This is a genomic window from Pseudomonas sp. MDT1-16, from assembly GCF_054898115.1.
On record NZ_CM142717.1, the window covers coordinates 1,476,555 to 1,491,558 of the forward strand.

Annotated in this window: 13 protein-coding genes and 4 pseudogenes; 8 read left to right on the forward strand and 9 right to left on the reverse strand. The window is 58.3% G+C overall.

The features are described from left to right. Positions 1-27: 27 nt before the first annotated feature. On the reverse strand, positions 28-486 hold the full coding sequence (locus ACYZT3_RS06575; RefSeq protein ID WP_462031748.1) for an REP-associated tyrosine transposase: 459 nt from the start codon (positions 484-486) through the stop codon (positions 28-30). A gap of 489 nt (positions 487-975) precedes the next feature. Here ACYZT3_RS06575 and ACYZT3_RS06580 point away from each other — a divergent pair, with 489 nt between their 5' ends. Next, on the forward strand, positions 976-2,397 hold the full coding sequence (locus tag ACYZT3_RS06580; RefSeq protein WP_282375302.1) for an amino acid permease: 1,422 nt from the start codon (positions 976-978) through the stop codon (positions 2,395-2,397). 747 nt (positions 2,398-3,144) lie between these two features. On the opposite strand, the gene ACYZT3_RS06585 is transcribed toward ACYZT3_RS06580, so the two are convergent. Continuing rightward, positions 3,145-4,269, reverse strand: coding sequence for an OpgC family protein (locus tag ACYZT3_RS06585; protein WP_282375303.1), 1,125 nt, complete (start codon positions 4,267-4,269; stop codon positions 3,145-3,147). 210 nt (positions 4,270-4,479) lie between these two features. Between ACYZT3_RS06585 and ACYZT3_RS06590 the strand changes: the two genes are divergently transcribed. From ACYZT3_RS06590 to ACYZT3_RS06600, 3 genes are read left to right on the forward strand one after another with little or no spacing between them, the layout of a single operon-like run. Next, positions 4,480-4,854: a GtrA family protein gene (locus tag ACYZT3_RS06590; RefSeq protein ID WP_462031749.1), complete on the forward strand. Its 375-nt coding sequence runs from the start codon at positions 4,480-4,482 to the stop codon at positions 4,852-4,854. Then, positions 4,851-5,792 carry a glycosyltransferase family 2 protein gene (locus tag ACYZT3_RS06595; protein WP_282375305.1) on the forward strand — a complete coding sequence of 314 codons (942 nt, stop codon included), beginning with the start codon at positions 4,851-4,853 and terminating at the stop codon, positions 5,790-5,792. The genes ACYZT3_RS06590 and ACYZT3_RS06595 overlap by 4 nt, the downstream gene beginning before the upstream one ends. 1 nt (position 5,793) lies before the next feature. Beyond that, a complete protein-coding gene (locus ACYZT3_RS06600; protein ID WP_462031750.1) occupies positions 5,794-7,302 on the forward strand; it encodes a glucosyltransferase domain-containing protein in 1,509 nt (502 codons plus the stop codon). Positions 7,303-7,311: 9 nt separating this feature from the next. On the opposite strand, the gene ACYZT3_RS06605 is transcribed toward ACYZT3_RS06600, so the two are convergent. The 4 genes and pseudogenes from ACYZT3_RS06605 to ACYZT3_RS06620 all read right to left on the reverse strand — a co-directional run bounded on the left by ACYZT3_RS06605 (position 7,312) and on the right by ACYZT3_RS06620 (position 8,989). After that, complete coding sequence (locus ACYZT3_RS06605) at positions 7,312-7,596, reverse strand: putative quinol monooxygenase (protein WP_282375307.1); 285 nt, start codon at positions 7,594-7,596, stop codon at positions 7,312-7,314. Between the two features lie 57 nt (positions 7,597-7,653). Continuing rightward, a pseudogene (locus ACYZT3_RS06610) lies at positions 7,654-7,846 on the reverse strand (FMN-binding glutamate synthase family protein); the annotation flags it as partial. Positions 7,847-7,886: 40 nt separating this feature from the next. Next, positions 7,887-8,054, reverse strand: a pseudogene (locus ACYZT3_RS06615) (FMN-binding glutamate synthase family protein); the annotation flags it as partial. Positions 8,055-8,189: 135 nt separating this feature from the next. After that, a pseudogene (locus ACYZT3_RS06620) lies at positions 8,190-8,989 on the reverse strand (helix-turn-helix transcriptional regulator). Here ACYZT3_RS06620 and ACYZT3_RS06625 point away from each other — a divergent pair. From ACYZT3_RS06625 to ACYZT3_RS06640, 4 genes and pseudogenes are all read left to right on the forward strand, one after another. Next, complete coding sequence (locus tag ACYZT3_RS06625; RefSeq protein WP_462031751.1) at positions 8,988-9,116, forward strand: hypothetical protein; 129 nt, start codon at positions 8,988-8,990, stop codon at positions 9,114-9,116. The pseudogene ACYZT3_RS06620 and the gene ACYZT3_RS06625 sit on opposite strands and share 2 nt — an antisense overlap. Further along, positions 9,113-9,934 carry a carbon-nitrogen hydrolase family protein gene (locus tag ACYZT3_RS06630; protein ID WP_282375310.1) on the forward strand — a complete coding sequence of 274 codons (822 nt, stop codon included), beginning with the start codon at positions 9,113-9,115 and terminating at the stop codon, positions 9,932-9,934. Before ACYZT3_RS06625 ends, ACYZT3_RS06630 begins: the two co-directional genes overlap by 4 nt. Before the next feature lie 186 nt (positions 9,935-10,120). Beyond that, complete coding sequence (locus ACYZT3_RS06635; RefSeq protein WP_462032444.1) at positions 10,121-10,300, forward strand: hypothetical protein; 180 nt, start codon at positions 10,121-10,123, stop codon at positions 10,298-10,300. Continuing rightward, a pseudogene (locus tag ACYZT3_RS06640) lies at positions 10,258-10,803 on the forward strand (APC family permease); the annotation flags it as partial. The gene ACYZT3_RS06635 and the pseudogene ACYZT3_RS06640, both read left to right, overlap by 43 nt. On the opposite strand, the gene ACYZT3_RS06645 reads toward ACYZT3_RS06640, so the two are convergent. Genes ACYZT3_RS06645 through ACYZT3_RS06655 form a run of 3 tightly spaced genes read right to left on the reverse strand, consistent with a single transcriptional unit; the run spans position 10,796 to position 14,972 of the window. Next, positions 10,796-12,208, reverse strand: coding sequence for an ATP-binding protein (locus ACYZT3_RS06645; RefSeq protein ID WP_462031752.1), 1,413 nt, complete (start codon positions 12,206-12,208; stop codon positions 10,796-10,798). The pseudogene ACYZT3_RS06640 and the gene ACYZT3_RS06645 overlap by 8 nt on opposite strands. Continuing rightward, positions 12,205-14,013 (reverse strand): DAHL domain-containing protein, encoded by a 1,809-nt coding sequence (locus tag ACYZT3_RS06650; RefSeq protein WP_462031753.1) that lies wholly within the window; start codon positions 14,011-14,013, stop codon positions 12,205-12,207. The genes ACYZT3_RS06645 and ACYZT3_RS06650 overlap by 4 nt, the downstream gene beginning before the upstream one ends. Continuing rightward, the gene (locus tag ACYZT3_RS06655; protein WP_282375313.1) at positions 14,010-14,972 is read right to left on the reverse strand and encodes a cytochrome-c peroxidase; all 963 of its coding nucleotides are present in this window, start codon (positions 14,970-14,972) and stop codon (positions 14,010-14,012) included. The genes ACYZT3_RS06650 and ACYZT3_RS06655 overlap by 4 nt, the downstream gene beginning before the upstream one ends. Positions 14,973-15,004 lie beyond the last annotated feature (32 nt).

The following is a 15,004-nucleotide window of genomic DNA, read 5'->3' on the forward strand; positions in this document are numbered from 1 at the left end:
GGCGCTCCGCTAAATTCCCTCGCCACGTTATAACCAACTGGCATCCCAGAGCGGGTAATCACCGATTTTTTCCACCAGACCTGCGCGCAATGGATTGGCAACTAGGTATCGAGCGAACGGCAGGAGTTCTTCTCCATCGCGGATTGCTCGGTCGTGGTAGCCGGTTTGCCAGAACGCCCCTTCGCGATTTAACGCCCGGTTGATAGTGAGTGTGCTAGGTGACTTGGTAGCCTGCATGACTTGCGCCAGTGTGTGTTGCTCGAGTTGCACCAGCCAATGAAAGTGGTCAGGCATGACCACCGAAGCTATCGAGTTGACCCATTTCTGTTCATGGACTCGCCTGAGTTCAGCGACCAACAACCGACCCAACCGCCAATCGGTGAATATCGGGTGGCGTTGATGCACAACCGCCGTTATGAGATAGGCCCGGCCTCGTTCCGAAAAGCGTCCATGGCGTAGCAAGTGTGAGTTTGGGTGTGGATGCATTCCTTTGCGCCCTTAAGTAGTGATTCCGATTCACCCTAGCCATCCCTCTACCTGCACGCAGCCGCAAATGCTGAGTGAATTTTCCGAAAATCCTGACGGATCCAGTCAGGAGCACAGAAATTGATGCGCGCTGGAATAACTTATTTAGAGCCATCTCCGTGTAAATACTGGTTGGATAGGAACATGACGACGCACCATTACCGTGCAATACTCCGCGCCGTTTCAATGACGAATAATCCTGCATAAGCCAGGTAATGCCCCTCCGTAAACCGCGCTTTTCCCGAGAGTTCTCGCTGAATGTTGTGGTTTATAGAGTGAAAACTCCTGTAGGAAGCTTTTTATACTGCACGCCCCGCTGATCTTGCAGGTTTTGTCCTACAAGACGGGTTTGCTCACGAAGCAGGCCCGGTTTCTCAGAAGCATTGGCTTACCGGTCAGCGCTTCGTTACTCGGTGGTCATATCCAATAACAAGATGAGGTTGTACCCCTATGCCAGTCGGCAATCACCTGCCCCACGGCGAGACCGCTCAAGGCGGCCCGCTCAAACGCGAACTCGGCGAACGGCATATTCGCCTGATGGCGCTCGGTGCCTGTATCGGCGTCGGTCTGTTCCTCGGTTCAGCCAAGGCCATCGAAATGGCCGGCCCGGCAATCATGCTTTCCTACATCATCGGCGGTCTGGCGATCCTGGTGATCATGCGCGCCCTCGGCGAGATGGCAGTGCACAACCCCGTCGCAGGCTCTTTCAGCCGTTATGCTCAAGACTACCTCGGCCCATTGGCGGGCTTCCTGACCGGCTGGAACTACTGGTTCCTGTGGCTGGTGACTTGCGTTGCGGAAATTACCGCGGTGGCGGTGTACATGGGCGTCTGGTTCCCCGATGTGCCGCGCTGGATCTGGGCGCTGGCGGCATTGGTCAGCATGGGCTCGATCAACCTGATCGCGGTGAAAGCCTTCGGTGAGTTCGAGTTCTGGTTCGCCCTGATCAAGATCGTCACCATCATTGCGATGGTGGTCGGCGGCGTCGGCGTGATCGCGTTCGGTTTTGGCAACGACGGCGTGGCGCTGGGGATTTCCAATCTCTGGGCCCATGGCGGCTTCATGCCCAACGGCGTGCAAGGCGTGCTGATGTCGCTGCAAATGGTGATGTTCGCCTACCTCGGTGTCGAAATGATCGGCCTGACCGCCGGTGAAGCGAAGAATCCGCAGAAGACCATTCCCAATGCGATCGGCTCGGTGTTCTGGCGGATCCTGTTGTTCTACGTCGGCGCGCTGTTCGTGATTCTGTCGATCTACCCGTGGAACGAAATCGGCACTCAGGGCAGCCCATTCGTGATGACCTTCGAGCGCCTGGGTATCAAGACCGCCGCCGGCATCATCAACTTCGTGGTGATCACCGCCGCACTGTCGTCCTGCAACGGCGGGATCTTCAGCACCGGTCGCATGCTCTACAGTCTGGCGCAGAATGGCCAGGCCCCGGCCGGCTTCGCCAAGACCTCGAACAACGGCGTGCCACGTCGCGCCTTGCTGCTGTCGATCGGCGCCTTGTTGCTGGGTGTGCTGCTCAACTACCTGGTGCCTGAAAAAGTCTTCGTCTGGGTGACGGCGATTGCCACCTTCGGCGCGATCTGGACCTGGGTGATGATCCTGCTGGCCCAGCTCAAGTTCCGCAAAGGCCTGAGCGCCAGCGAACGTGCCGGCCTGAAATACAAGATGTGGCTGTACCCGGTCAGCTCGTATCTGGCGCTGGCGTTTTTGGTGCTGGTGGTCGGCCTGATGGCGTACTTCCCGGAAACCCGCGTAGCACTGTATGTAGGCCCGGCGTTCCTGGTATTGCTGACGGTGGTGTTCTACGTGTTCAAGCTGCAACCGACCAATGTGTCGCAAGGTGCGGTGCATTCGGCTTCGTAAGGTGTAACGCCTGAAATGAAAAAGCCCCGGTCCATTGGCCGTAAGGCTGTTCACTTAAGAGAGTTTTGGGATGGGGTACATATCCGTTTCTGCGGTAACGGCGGCTAGCGGTTTCGCTTTTACAGCGAGTCACTTGGAAAAACCCCAAGTAACCAAGGGTTCTTGCCCCGCCATTCGGTGCCTCGCCTAGGCTCGGCATGCCGTAACGAAGGCATTGCTCCGGGGGCGGCTACCGCGGCATCCTTGCCGCGGTACCCCCTGCGCAACGCCTGCGTTCGGCCTCTGGGAAAAGGGGCGGCAGATCTGGAGCCAAAGCTAAGCAACAGCAACGGCAAGATCAAAAGATCGCAGCCTCGCTTTGCTCGACAGCTCCTACAAGGAAATGCGTTCACTTGAAGCCAGGCCGGCCGGTAGGCCGCCTCGCTTTGGCTATTGCGGTGCACGCCCCCTCGAGAGGCCGAGTGGAGGTTCTGCGCAGTGGGCAACCCGGCATGGATGGCGGCGGGCCCACGGAGCAGGACCGGAGCGAGGGCATGCCGAGCCTAAGCGAGGCACCGAACGAAAGGGGCAAGAGCGCTTTGGTTACTTTCGCGCTTTTCGAAAGTGACACGCTGTAAGAGCGGAACCATAAGCCGCCGTGACCGCAGAAACGGATATGTACACGATCAAAACCCGCCCGGCTTTCTGGCCGCCATCCATTTTTTTAAGCGAACAGCATTCCGATCCATTGGCAGGGCTTTTTGCATGTCAGGCTGTCGCGGTTTGCACTGATCGATTCAGGCGTTTATTGAAGTCCAGCCACGCCCCCAGCAACGCCATCAACCCAACCCCCAGCACTGCGCTGAAGACTTGCATCACAAAGGCATCGCCGCCCAACGAATTGAGCATGTCCGCCAAGGGCGCCAACAGCACGCCGAGGCAGAAAACTTCCAGTGAGTAGCGCCCCATGCGGCAGCATTGCTGCGCCAGCCAGTTTTGCGTCCAGCCGCCGCCGGGCAAGAGCCTGGCGGTGACATAGGCCAGCGCCAGGAAGTGCAGCAGCCGGACCGGCGACAGATCGGTCTTGCTGATCGGGTACAGCAGGTTGCTCAGGCTGGCGGGCATCACGGCATCGTGTATTTCCGGCCAGCGCCAGGAGACCGTAATCACGCCGGTAACCACCACGTACACCGCCGCGCTGACAAACAAGGGCTGGCGCAACAGCGGGCGAGTGTCGGGCAACCGTGGCCGCAGCCCGTGAATTGCCGCAAAGCCGCCGAGGATAAACAGCAGTTGCCAGGTGACGGGGTTGAAGTACCACACACCGTCCTTGATTGCCGCAAGGTTCCAGCCAAACCGCGGTGCCAGCAAGTACACCGCCAGTGATACCGCTACGACCGCCCACGGCTTACGCACCAGCAGCGGCAGGACCAGTGGCAATCCCGCCAGCAGCACGATGTACAGCGGCAGCGGGTCCATCAGGTTCGGCTTGAAGCGCAGCAGTAACTCATCCGTCAACGCTTGCTGGGGGTTGGTGATGAAGTGATGCAGGCCCATTTCCTCCACCAGGTCGCGGGTTTCCACATGGCTGTTAGCGAAGAACACGATGCCCATCAGCATGGCCAGCAGGAAAATATGGACCACGTAAAGCACCCAGGCACGCCGCAGAATCTTCACGCAGGCGATCAGGTAACCCTCGCGAGCAAGGATTTTGCCATAGGCCAGAACGGCCGCGTAACCGGCCAGGAACACGAATATTTCTGCGGCATCGCTGAAACCGACGTTGCGCAGGGTGATTTGGCCAAGGGGGTTGTGAGGCACGTGATCCCAAAAGATGAAGATCAGTGCCAGGCCGCGAAAAAAGTCGACTCGGTGATCGCGCTCAAACGTCATGACGGCGGGCTCGTGAACGGGTGTTGAGATAAGGAGTAGCCGAAAGCGGCGCAGGGTGGCGTGATTCGCAGGCAATTGCAAAACCTGGGTATTACGGGATGTCTCCTGGCAGGGCGATGGCCTTAACCGCTGGTCTGAAAGGCCATCAGACCTATGATTTCTGACAGCAGACAGGTTCAAAGTTTTATGACGTGAAACGGGAGAGTCACCATGAGGCTCTTGTGGAAAGGATTTTCCAGCTACACGGTGGTCGGTGTCGCCAACACGCTGATCCACTGGCAAATCTTTTTCCTGCTGAGTGTGGGGGTTGACTTGAGTCAGGCTGTCAGCAACCTGGCGGCCTTTTGCGTTGCCGCCTCGTTTTCCTTCTACATGAACGCGCTTTACACCTTCGATGCCAAAGCGTCGGTTGGCGGCTATCTTTTGTTTCTGGGGGCCATGGGAGGTTTGAGTCTGGGCGTCGGCCATGCAGGAGACGTGTGGAAACTTCACGGTCTGCTGACAGTGGCCATGTTTTCGGCATTGAGCCTGGTGCTGGGCTTTCTGTTTTCAAAGTACGTGGTCTTTCGCGAGCGTAACGCATGAAAGTCTCGTTGATCGTTCCGGTATTCAATGAAGAACAAGCGATCAGCCTGTTTTATCAGGCAGTGCGTCGCGAGTTGAGGCTTGAGCAGGCAGAGGTCGAGATCGTGTTTATCAACGATGGCAGTTCCGACCGTACGGCTGAGGAGGCCAAGGCCCTGGCGCAAGCCGATGAACAGGTATTGCTGATCAACTTCTCGCGCAATTTCGGCAAGGAACCGGCGTTGTTTGCCGGCCTGGAATATGCCACCGGCGATGCGGTGATTCCCATGGACGTGGATTTGCAGGATCCGATCAGCGTCATCCCGCGGTTGATCGACCAATGGCAAAAAGGCGCGGATGTGGTGCTCGCCAAGCGCCGGGATCGCACCGCCGATAGTTACCTGAAACGCCACAGCGCGTCGCTGTTCTACCGTGTGCTGAACCGTATCGCTTACACCCGGATCGAAGAAAACGTCGGGGATTTCCGGTTGATGGATCGCAAGGTAGTCGATGTTATACGTGCGCTCCCCGAGCACCAATTGTTCATGAAAGGTGTGCTGTCATGGGCCGGGTTCACCACCGTGGTCGTGGAATACGAGCGAGCCGAGCGAGTGGCGGGCACCAGCAAGTTCAATGGCTGGAAGCTCTGGAACCTGGCGCTGGAAGGCGTGACTTCGTTCAGTACAGTGCCGTTGCGCTTATGGACTTACGTCGGTGGCGGTATTTCGATCTTTGCGGTGCTTTACGCGGTGTACATGGTGCTGGACAAGGTTTTGTTCGGCAACAGCGTCCCCGGTTACCCGTCGTTGATGACGGCCATTCTGTTTCTCGGCGGCGTACAGCTGATCGGCATCGGCATCCTCGGTGAGTACGTCGGCCGAATCTACATCGAAGCCAAGCATCGGCCGCGCTATATCGTCAAAGACGTCGTCGGCGGCAAAGACCGGCTCGGGTTTTAGCATGGGCAGGTTCAGCGACTTTTTCAGCAAGGAACTCGGACGCCGCCAGGTCTGGCTGTTTTTTCTGTTGGCGACCTTTGTGTATGTCGTTCCGATCATCCTCGCGGACTATCCGTATATCGACGACAACTGGCGATCCCTGTCTGCCGGTACAGCCTGGGCGGGGCAGGGGCGGTTATTTACCGAGCTGTTCTACAACGCGCTGACCTTCAGCGATGCCGCGCCGAACATTTTCCCGTTGCCGCTATTGATCGCCACGCTGGCCATGGCCGCGGCGTTGACGAGCTTGACGTTTCATTACTACCCGCAACCGACGATTGCTTGCTGCCTGGTGCCGTTGCCGCTCTGGTACAACCCGTTCTTTCTGCAAAACCTGTCCTATCAATACGACGGCCCCGCCATGGCTTTAAGCCTGGTGGCGGTTATCTACGCGATCACCTTCCGTCATCCCTCGCGCATTGTTCATTGGCTGGTGCCCTCGTTCCTGATTGCGCTGGCGCTGGGGCTCTATCAAGTGAGCCTCAATGTGTTTCTGGGCCTGTGTTGCCTGGAGCTGCTCAGGAGCGCGAACGACAAGTTGGCCTGGCCGCCATGGTGCGGGCTGATCGGCTGGAAAATTTCGCAGGCCATCCTGGGCTGCTTGATTTACAGCGTCAGTGCTTATCCGTTCATGAATGCAAATCGCACCTTATTGTTGAACTGGACGGCGCAGCCCCTGCTGCAACTCCAAATCAACATCGCCCGGGTGCTGGAAAAAGTCGTGCTGCTGTTTCACGGCGGATTTGCCTGGGTGTTCGCCGCACTGCTGCTGTGTGCCATTGCCGGCAATGTCCGGCTGGGGCTGAACGTGCTGGAGCGTCAGGACACAGGGCTGAAGAAAACCCTGATCGGCCTGGTGTGTTTACTGACATTGCCGGTCGTGATGCTGCTGGTGTCGGGTGTTGCACTGTTTTTCCGGGACTTCAATGAAGGTGCCAGGACGCTGATGGGCTTCGCAGTCCTGCTGGTGCTGTTGTTCTATTTAAGCCAACTGGCGCTGACTCGAATCCACGAGCGGCTGCCGCTGTTGCTGGCGATTCCATTGCTGGCGATGCTTTCGCTGTCGTTCGCCTATGGGCGGGTGCTGACGGTGCAGAAAACCTTCGCGTCCAGCGCGCTATTGAGTCTTGAGCACGACATCGCGTCGAATCAACAGCTGCGCGAAGCCAAGCGCATTTACATGTCGGTGACCTATTCCGACCACTGGCTGCTGGGGGCGGCGGGCTCGTTCAAGCAGATGCCGGTGTTGCACTATCTGCTGAACATCGACTTTTTCATGCTGGCCGAGAACCTGCCGAAAGTGGGCATCACCCATGTCGTTGCGGAGAAGGAGCGACGTAACGCGACCCGAGTGGGTTATCTAAGTTATCCACCGGTGGTGGATAACCCGTACTACCGGATTTATTTGCTGGGCGATTACGGTTTTATCGTCATGAAAGAGCCTGCCCCGATCAAGGCGCTTCGCTGGTGACGACGGGCGTCAGAACGCATCCATCAGCACGACAATGCAATCCCGGGACTGGAAACGGTTGATCTGCGGCACTAGGCGCCGAAAATGCTCAGACTGGCAATGAGCATCCAGCGCCGCCTGATTCGGCCACTGTTCGACGAAGATAAAGTGCCCGGGGTCTTTTTGATCGATGAACAAGTCATAAGCGATGCAATCCGGTTCCAGTCGAGTCTTCTCGACCAGCTCGGCGTACCACGGGCGAACCGTTTCAATGTATTCGGGCTTGATGAAATCCTGAGCGATGACTTTCAGCATGGTGTCCTTCCTTGGTGTAAAGCCAACCTCCCGATGAGGTTGGCGTTCAAACGTTGTTTACGCGGCAGCCAACTCATTCGGCTCAAAACTATCCGCCCGCTCCATCTGCCACATCCGCGATGTAAAACTCGCCATTCACTTCACCGGTCAGCAACTCCCCCGGTTTCAAGAACACAGGCAACTGCGAGAACAATTTGATCTCGGTCGCCGACATGCGTCGCACGAGGTGTTTGGCCGATAGCTGCGAAGGGAAACGGTCACTAGGGCTCCGCCGAAAATGATCGCACCATAACCGCGTGAGGGATTTGCAGCAGATCGAACAGGCCCACGAGGCTGAGAATGCCGGTGACGGCGGTGATCGGCCAGAGCCAGTCATGTCCCAGAAAGGGCAGGCTGAAGAGGGTAAACATCACACAGATAGCAAAGAAGGCGTAGCGGCTGAGGAGTGACAGGCTCATACGGTTTCCTTGGGTTCGGACTCGGCTTCTTGTAGGAGCAGAGCTTGCTCGCGAAAGCGGTGTGTCAGCCAACATCAACGTTGAATGTGATGGCCTCTTCGCGAGCAAGCTTTGCTCCTACAGAAAAGCGGTGTGTCAGGCATTTTGCGCCTGGAGAAATATTGAAAACAGCTCGGACTGGGACTTGATCCCCAGTTTGCTGTACATGTGTTTCTTATGGACTTTCACGGTTTCGACAGAGATTTCCAGCTTGCGGGCGATTTCTTTACTGGAGCAACCGCTGAGCATCAAGCGCCCGACATCCAGTTCCCGGGCGGTCAATTGCGCGCCTTTGAGTTGTTGCACCGACGCTTCCAGCTGCACTCGCCAGTCGGCTTGCGGCGGTGCTGGCGCGAGGGCCACAACTTCGTTTATTTCGTAGGGCAGGCGCTGGCGCAACAGGCCGAGCACCCAGGGCTGGATCAGCGACAGCAAAGCAATCTGCTGGCCGCTGAAACGCTGCTTGCTGCCCAGTGACAGGCACAACGTGCGGTCGCCTTCGAGCTGGCAATTGAACTGGATTTCATCGGCCACCACATTCAGACGAAAGTAGCGCTGGTAGTACTCGGTCAGCTCGAAATGCTCCGGCGCCACTTCCGACAGGCGATAGAGCCCGGTGCGCGACTGCTCGCGACAGGCGATGTAGAACGGATCGAGCAGATACAAGCCGCGCAGATAGTCCTGGAACAATTGATCGGGACTGCCATCCGCGCCCGGGCATTCGGCGAACACTGCGGGTGCTGATCGGCGCTGAAAAGTAGCGCCACCCAGCTGTCGAAGGTCACGTACTGATTCAGCAACCGTACAAGCTGCGTCCAGAAATTGGGCTTGTCGAGGGCGTCGATCAATTGCCCGACCGAGCGGTGCCAAGCGATGTCGTCTAACGAGAGTGTCATGCCTCTACCCCTATCGGGTTACCCCAGCGGCGTGATTCCCCGGCCGCTGGCTTGCTGCGCATACTGGCGCACAGACACCGACCGGGCAGTCTTTCTGCCAGGCATCAAGAACAAGGAATACCCATGAAAGTCGAACTCGCCCAGTTGGCGGGCCGTGACAACGACACGGCATACAACCTCGAACGCGCCCTGAAGGCGATTGCTGCCTGTGCTGCCGATACGCAGCTGATTGTGTTTCCCGAAACTCACCTGATGGGTTTTCCGTCCCTCGAAGCGTTGGCCGCAACTGCCGAACCGCTGGACGGCCCGACCGTCAGCGCGGTGCGGGCTGCGGCGCGTGAACGCAACATCGCCGTGGTGATCGGCATGGCCGAGACCGACAACGGCCGCTTCTACAACACCACGTTGCTGATTACTCCCGAAGGTATCGCACTGAAATATCGCAAGACGCACCTGTGGGCGTCGGATCGCGGTGTGTTCGAGGCCGGAGACCGTTACGCCACGTGTGAGTGGAACGGTGTGCGGGTTGGCCTGCTGATTTGCTACGACATCGAATTCCCGGAAACCGCCCGTGCCCTGGCGCAATTGGGTGCCGAGCTGCTGATCGTCACCAATGGCAACATGGACCCGTATGGCCTGACTCACCGCACCGCGATCATGGCCCGCGCCCAGGAAAACCAGGCGTTTGCGCTGATGGTCAACCGGGTAGAACAGGGCGATGGCGGGTTGGTGTTTGCTGGGGGCAGTGCGCTGGTGGATCCGCTTGGGACGTTGTTGTTCGAGGCTGGACGGGAGGAAGGACAGTTTGTGGTTGAGCTGGATCTGAATCAGCTGACGGCGGCGCGCCAGGATTATCGGTATCTGGATGATCAGCGGCTGCGGTTGCCGGGGGAGATTGTTGAGCATGCTTGTGGATTGCAGGAGTTGCTGATTCCTGGCCATTAGATCGTTCCCACGCTCTGCGTGGTAACGCCTCAATGGACGCTCTGCGTCCGCTCTTGGGACGCGGAGCGTCCCGGGCTGCATTCCCACGCAGAGCGTGGGAACGATCACCTAACAACAACGTAACCCCCGATATTTTTTGCCGAACTCGGCTCTGCCATAAATCTAATAAATTCGGAGTAGTCGCTCATGGCTCATTTGCAACGCACCCTGTCATTGGGTTCGGTGGTGCTGTTCGGCATCGCCTACATGACGCCGATCATTGTGCTCGGCACCTTTGGCATCCTCGCTCAATCCACCGCCGGCAGGGTGCCGGCCGCTTATCTGCCCGCAACATCGGTGGTGACCTGTTCGTGTCGATCTTCCTGATCGGCCTGATCGTCGGCCTGATCGTCGGCCAGTTCGCCTCGGGCCTGTCGGCTCAGGCCAGTGGTTCGCGGTTGCTGTTCGCCATGGGCCGCGACGGCGTGCTGCCAAAATCCTTCTTCGGCACCTTGCACGAACGCTATGGCACACCGGTCAACCGCATCCTGTTGTGCGCTGTGGTCGCTTTACTGGCGTTGAAACTGGATGTCACCACCTCGACCTCATTCATCAACTTCGGCGCGTTCCTCGCGTTCAGCCTGGTGAACCTGTCGGTGATCTTTCACTACTGGATCGGCGGTGAGAGCAAAGGGCTGCGTGAATTCGTGTTGTTCCTGTTGTTCCCATTTATCGGTCTGGCGGCGGATTTGTGGCTGATGGTCAGCCTCGATCACCTGGCGATCTATCTGGGCTTGAGCTGGCTGGCGATTGGCGTGGTGTACCTGGCGGTGCTGACCGGCGGCTTCCGTCGCCAGCCACCGGAGATGGATTTCCAGGAGGCTACCTAGGCGGGAGCGGTTTGGATTGATGAATCGGCAATTCGACCCGAAAGGTTGTTCCCACGCCAACCTCACTGCGCACCGTAATATCCCCCCGGTGTTTTTTCACGATGCCATAGGACAGGGACAACCCAAGCCCTGTCCCCTGGCCCACGGGTTTGGTGGTGAAGAACGGGTCGAAGATTTTCTGCAGGCTGTCCGGTGCAATGCCGGAGCCGGTGTCTGCGACCTCGATCCACACCGTTTCAGCTTCTACCCCGGTGCGCAGGGTGAGGGTGCCGCGTTCCGGGCCGATGGCCTGGGAGGCGTTGACGATCAGGTTCATGATCACCTGATTGATTTGCGAAGGCAGGCATTCGATGTCGGGCAGGTCCTGATATTCCTTGAGCACATCGGCCTTGTACTTGAGTTCGTTGGCGACAATGTTCAACGTCGATTCGATGCCCTGTTGCAGATTGGCCCACTGCCATTCCTGATTGGAGTCCACGCGGGAGAAGTCTTTCAGGTCCTTGACGATCTGCCCGACCCGGTTGATGCCGTCCTTGGATTCCTTGATCAGCAGCGGAATGTCCTCGCGCAGGAACTCCAGCTCGACCCGTTCGCGCAGTTGGTTCAAACGCTCGATCAGCTCGCTGGAGCCGATCGCCTCTTCCGCATCCCGATAGGCGTCGAGCATTTCCTGCAATTGTTTGAAGTAGCCATCCAGGGTGCCAAGGTTGGAGGAAATGAAGCCGATGGGGTTGTTGATTTCATGGGCGACGCCGGCCGCGAGTTGCCCCAATGAGGCGAGTTTTTCCGATTGCACCAATTGGGTTTCAAGCTGTTTGCGCTCGTCGATTTCCCGCTGCAACTCAACGCTGGCCTCTGTGAACTGCCGGGTTCGGCGCTCGACCATTTGCCCTAAATGGTCCATTTGCACGCTGGCCCGTTCGGTCATGTCCCATTTGGTCAGCAGGGTGTTGGCCATCTGCTGGACTTCAATATTGTCGAACGGCTTTTTCAGGATCAGCAGCCGGTCATGCGCCTGCAAGCGGTCCAGCAATTCATCCCAGGAATAGTCGGAATAGGCGGTGCACACCACCACCTGCAGGCGGGGATCTGCTTGCCACAAATGTTCGATGGTTTGCGCGCCGTCCCAGCCCTCAGGCATGCGCATGTCGACAAAGGCCAGGGCGTAGGGGCGGTTTTCCTGCAAGGCCCATTTGAGTTTGCCCAGCCCCTCCTGCCCGCCGAACGCCGAATCCAGTTCGAACAGGGGGCTGGCGGACTTCACGTCGCTGCCGAACAGCGTGGCCTCCATCTCGTCCAGTTCGACGGTCTGCTCCGGCGTGGGCGTGAGAATCTTGCGGAAGTCCACGTGAATGGACTGCGTGTCGTCGATCAACAGAATGCGTCGGTTCGAACGCTCGCTCATGCTTCAACCGGTACGGCTTTCAGCGGAATCTGCAACGTGAACAGCGCACCCCTGCCCGGTCCGTCGCTATGGGCGGTGAGGTGGCCATTCATCTCGATGGCGGCCAGGGCGCAGCTATGCAGGCCGAAGCCGTGGCCTTCCTTGCGGGTAGTAAACCCGTGAGCAAAGATCCGCGTCATGTTTTCCTCGGCGATGCCTTCGCCGTCGTCCCTGACGCTGACTTGCAGGGTTGTGTCATCGACGATTTTGACCCCCAGGGTCATTTGTCGCGGGCGGTTGCTGAGGTCGGACATGGCGTATTTGGCGTTGCTGATCAGGTTGATCAGGATCAGCAGCAAACGGTGTTTGTCGCCCATGACCTGCGGCACATCGCTGTATTCCTTGACCACCATGACGTGGTGTCGGGTCAGCGCGCCGGAGTTCATGCGCAGGGCGTCCTCCAGCAATTCGCTGATGTGCAGCGGTTCCATCAGGCTGTTGGCGCCCGCGTAGGACTGCTGAGTGGCGACGATGTCCTTGATGTGGTCCACGCTTTTGGTCAGCTGGGCCAGTTCGTCGGTCATGCCTTGTTGTTCAAGGGAAATGGCCTCCACCAGTTGATTCAGGTAGCCGGGCAGCAACTTGCCTTTCGCGTCCTCGGTCAGAAAGTCGCCGAGGTCGCCTTGATGTTCGTTGATCAGCTGCATGGCCTTGCCCAGGCCCTGCGCCTTGCTGCCGCGCAGTTTTCGGGTCACCAGGTCGGCCGAAATGTTCACGCTGTTGAGCACGTTGCCGACGTTGTGCAGCACATTGGTGGCGATCTCGGCCATGCCGGCCTGGCGCGCGGTGTCGAGCAGTTCACTCTGGGTGTCCCTGAGCTCGCGGGTGCGCTCTTCAACTCGCAGCTCCAGGTCTTCATTGGCGGTTTGCAGGGCTTTGTTGACGCGATTGATCACGGTGAAACTGCGCATCAGGTGAACCGCCAGGTACACCAGCAGCAACACCAGCAGCACCGAAAACAACAGCATGTAGAAGTGATAGCGCTGGTCGACCGTATCGGTCCGTTGCTGATCGGTGTTGAGCAGGTTGGTAATATCGTCCAGGCGTTCGGCCACGGGAACGGCCTCGATGTTTTCCAGCAACCGATTGACCACGGGTTGTTCGCGCAGGATCAGCGCGATGTGGTTGCTCAGAATATCGATCGGGCTGTGGAAAGGCTCTGGCAGTCGCAGTTTGTTCACCCCCAGTTTGTTCAGCCCGAGCAGGATGTCGGCGGCCTTGTCATCAGAGGTGACCTGAGCGAACTCCAGGCTGCTGAGCAGCAAGTCATAGGTGTCGGTGGCGATGTTCTGAAGTTGCAGCTGGTCCCCATCCACCCGGGCCAGCTGTTCATGAATGTCGTCCTCGGCGGTGGGCAGGAACGCCAGCGAGTTGCGCAGCACGGCGTTGTGTGACTTGAACTGCTCCACCAACCGGGTCTTTTCCTGGATGGCAGTCAGGTAGGCATCGTGGCTGGCGCGCCAGATGGGCGACTCGTTGCGGCCGTGGTTCGACTCCATCGGGTCGAACCGCTCCCACAGGTTCGTCATCTCGGTCAGCGGTGCGACCAACGGATCGTAGTTGTGACTGATGGCGACCCTGGCCTTGAGGATTTCGGTTTCCCATTGCGCGTTCAGTTGTTTGATCCGGCCGATCAAGTCCCGGGATTCGGTGTAAGTCGTCGTTTGGTTCGAATTGGATTTGAGGTACAGGAACAGCAGCGTTGAGGCCAGCATCAACGCGACGATGCCAAGCAACGCCAGGTTGCGGCGATTAGTTGTTTTCATAAGGGCTTGCCTCCCCATTCACCGGTCAGGGTCTTGAGGAACTTGATGATCAGGGTTTTGTCCTCGGCGGAAGGAATACGCCCGAGCTGGAACGTGAACATCACGTCCACCGCCTCTTCGAGGGTCTTGACCGAACCATCGTGAAAGTACGGCGCGGTCACGGCGACGTTGCGCAGGCTCGGGACCTTGAACACGTTGCGGTCCTCTTCGTCCTGGGTGACCAGATAGCGACCCAGGTCGGCTTCGGTGGGGTTGCCCCGAATCTTGAAGTAGTCGCCCATGACCCCGAACTTCTGGAACATGTTGCCGCCGATGTTCACCCCTTGATGGCAGGCGATGCAGCCGTAATCCTTGAAGCGTTGATAACCGTATTTTTCCTCCCGGGTGAGAATGTCGGTATCACCCAGCAGGTATTGGTCGAAGCGCGAGTTGGCGCTGATCAGCGTGCGTTCGTAGGTGGCCAGGGCATTCTGCACATTGTTCATGGTCACGCCGTCGGGGTAGGCCTTGCTGAACGAGGTCCGATAAGCCGGGTCAGCGGACAGCACTTCCACCACGTGTACCCAGTTACTGCCCATTTCACTGGGGCTCTGCACCACTCCGTGGATCTGGGTTTCCAGGGTGTCGGCGCGGCCGTTCCAGAATTGCCGGAAGTTCAGGCTGGCGTTGAACACGCTGGGGGTGTTGATCGTCACCGGAAGGCCGGCGAAACCGATGGAAAACGCCTTGTTGTCGGCCCCGCCGTTTTCCAGTCGATGGCAACTGGCGCAGGACAGACTGTCGTTGACCGACAAGCGTTTCTCGTTGAATAACTGGCGGCCGAGTTCGACCCGCAGCGGATTCTGTTGTGGCACCGCCGGCAGTGGTTTGAGCGGTTCATTCAGCGGATCGGCGCCGGCGCTCAGGCATAACCCGAACAGTGGCACCCGCAGCAGATGGCGAAAGGAGGAAGGCGACATCTGATGATTCCTTGGCTTGGGGCCTGTGTGTC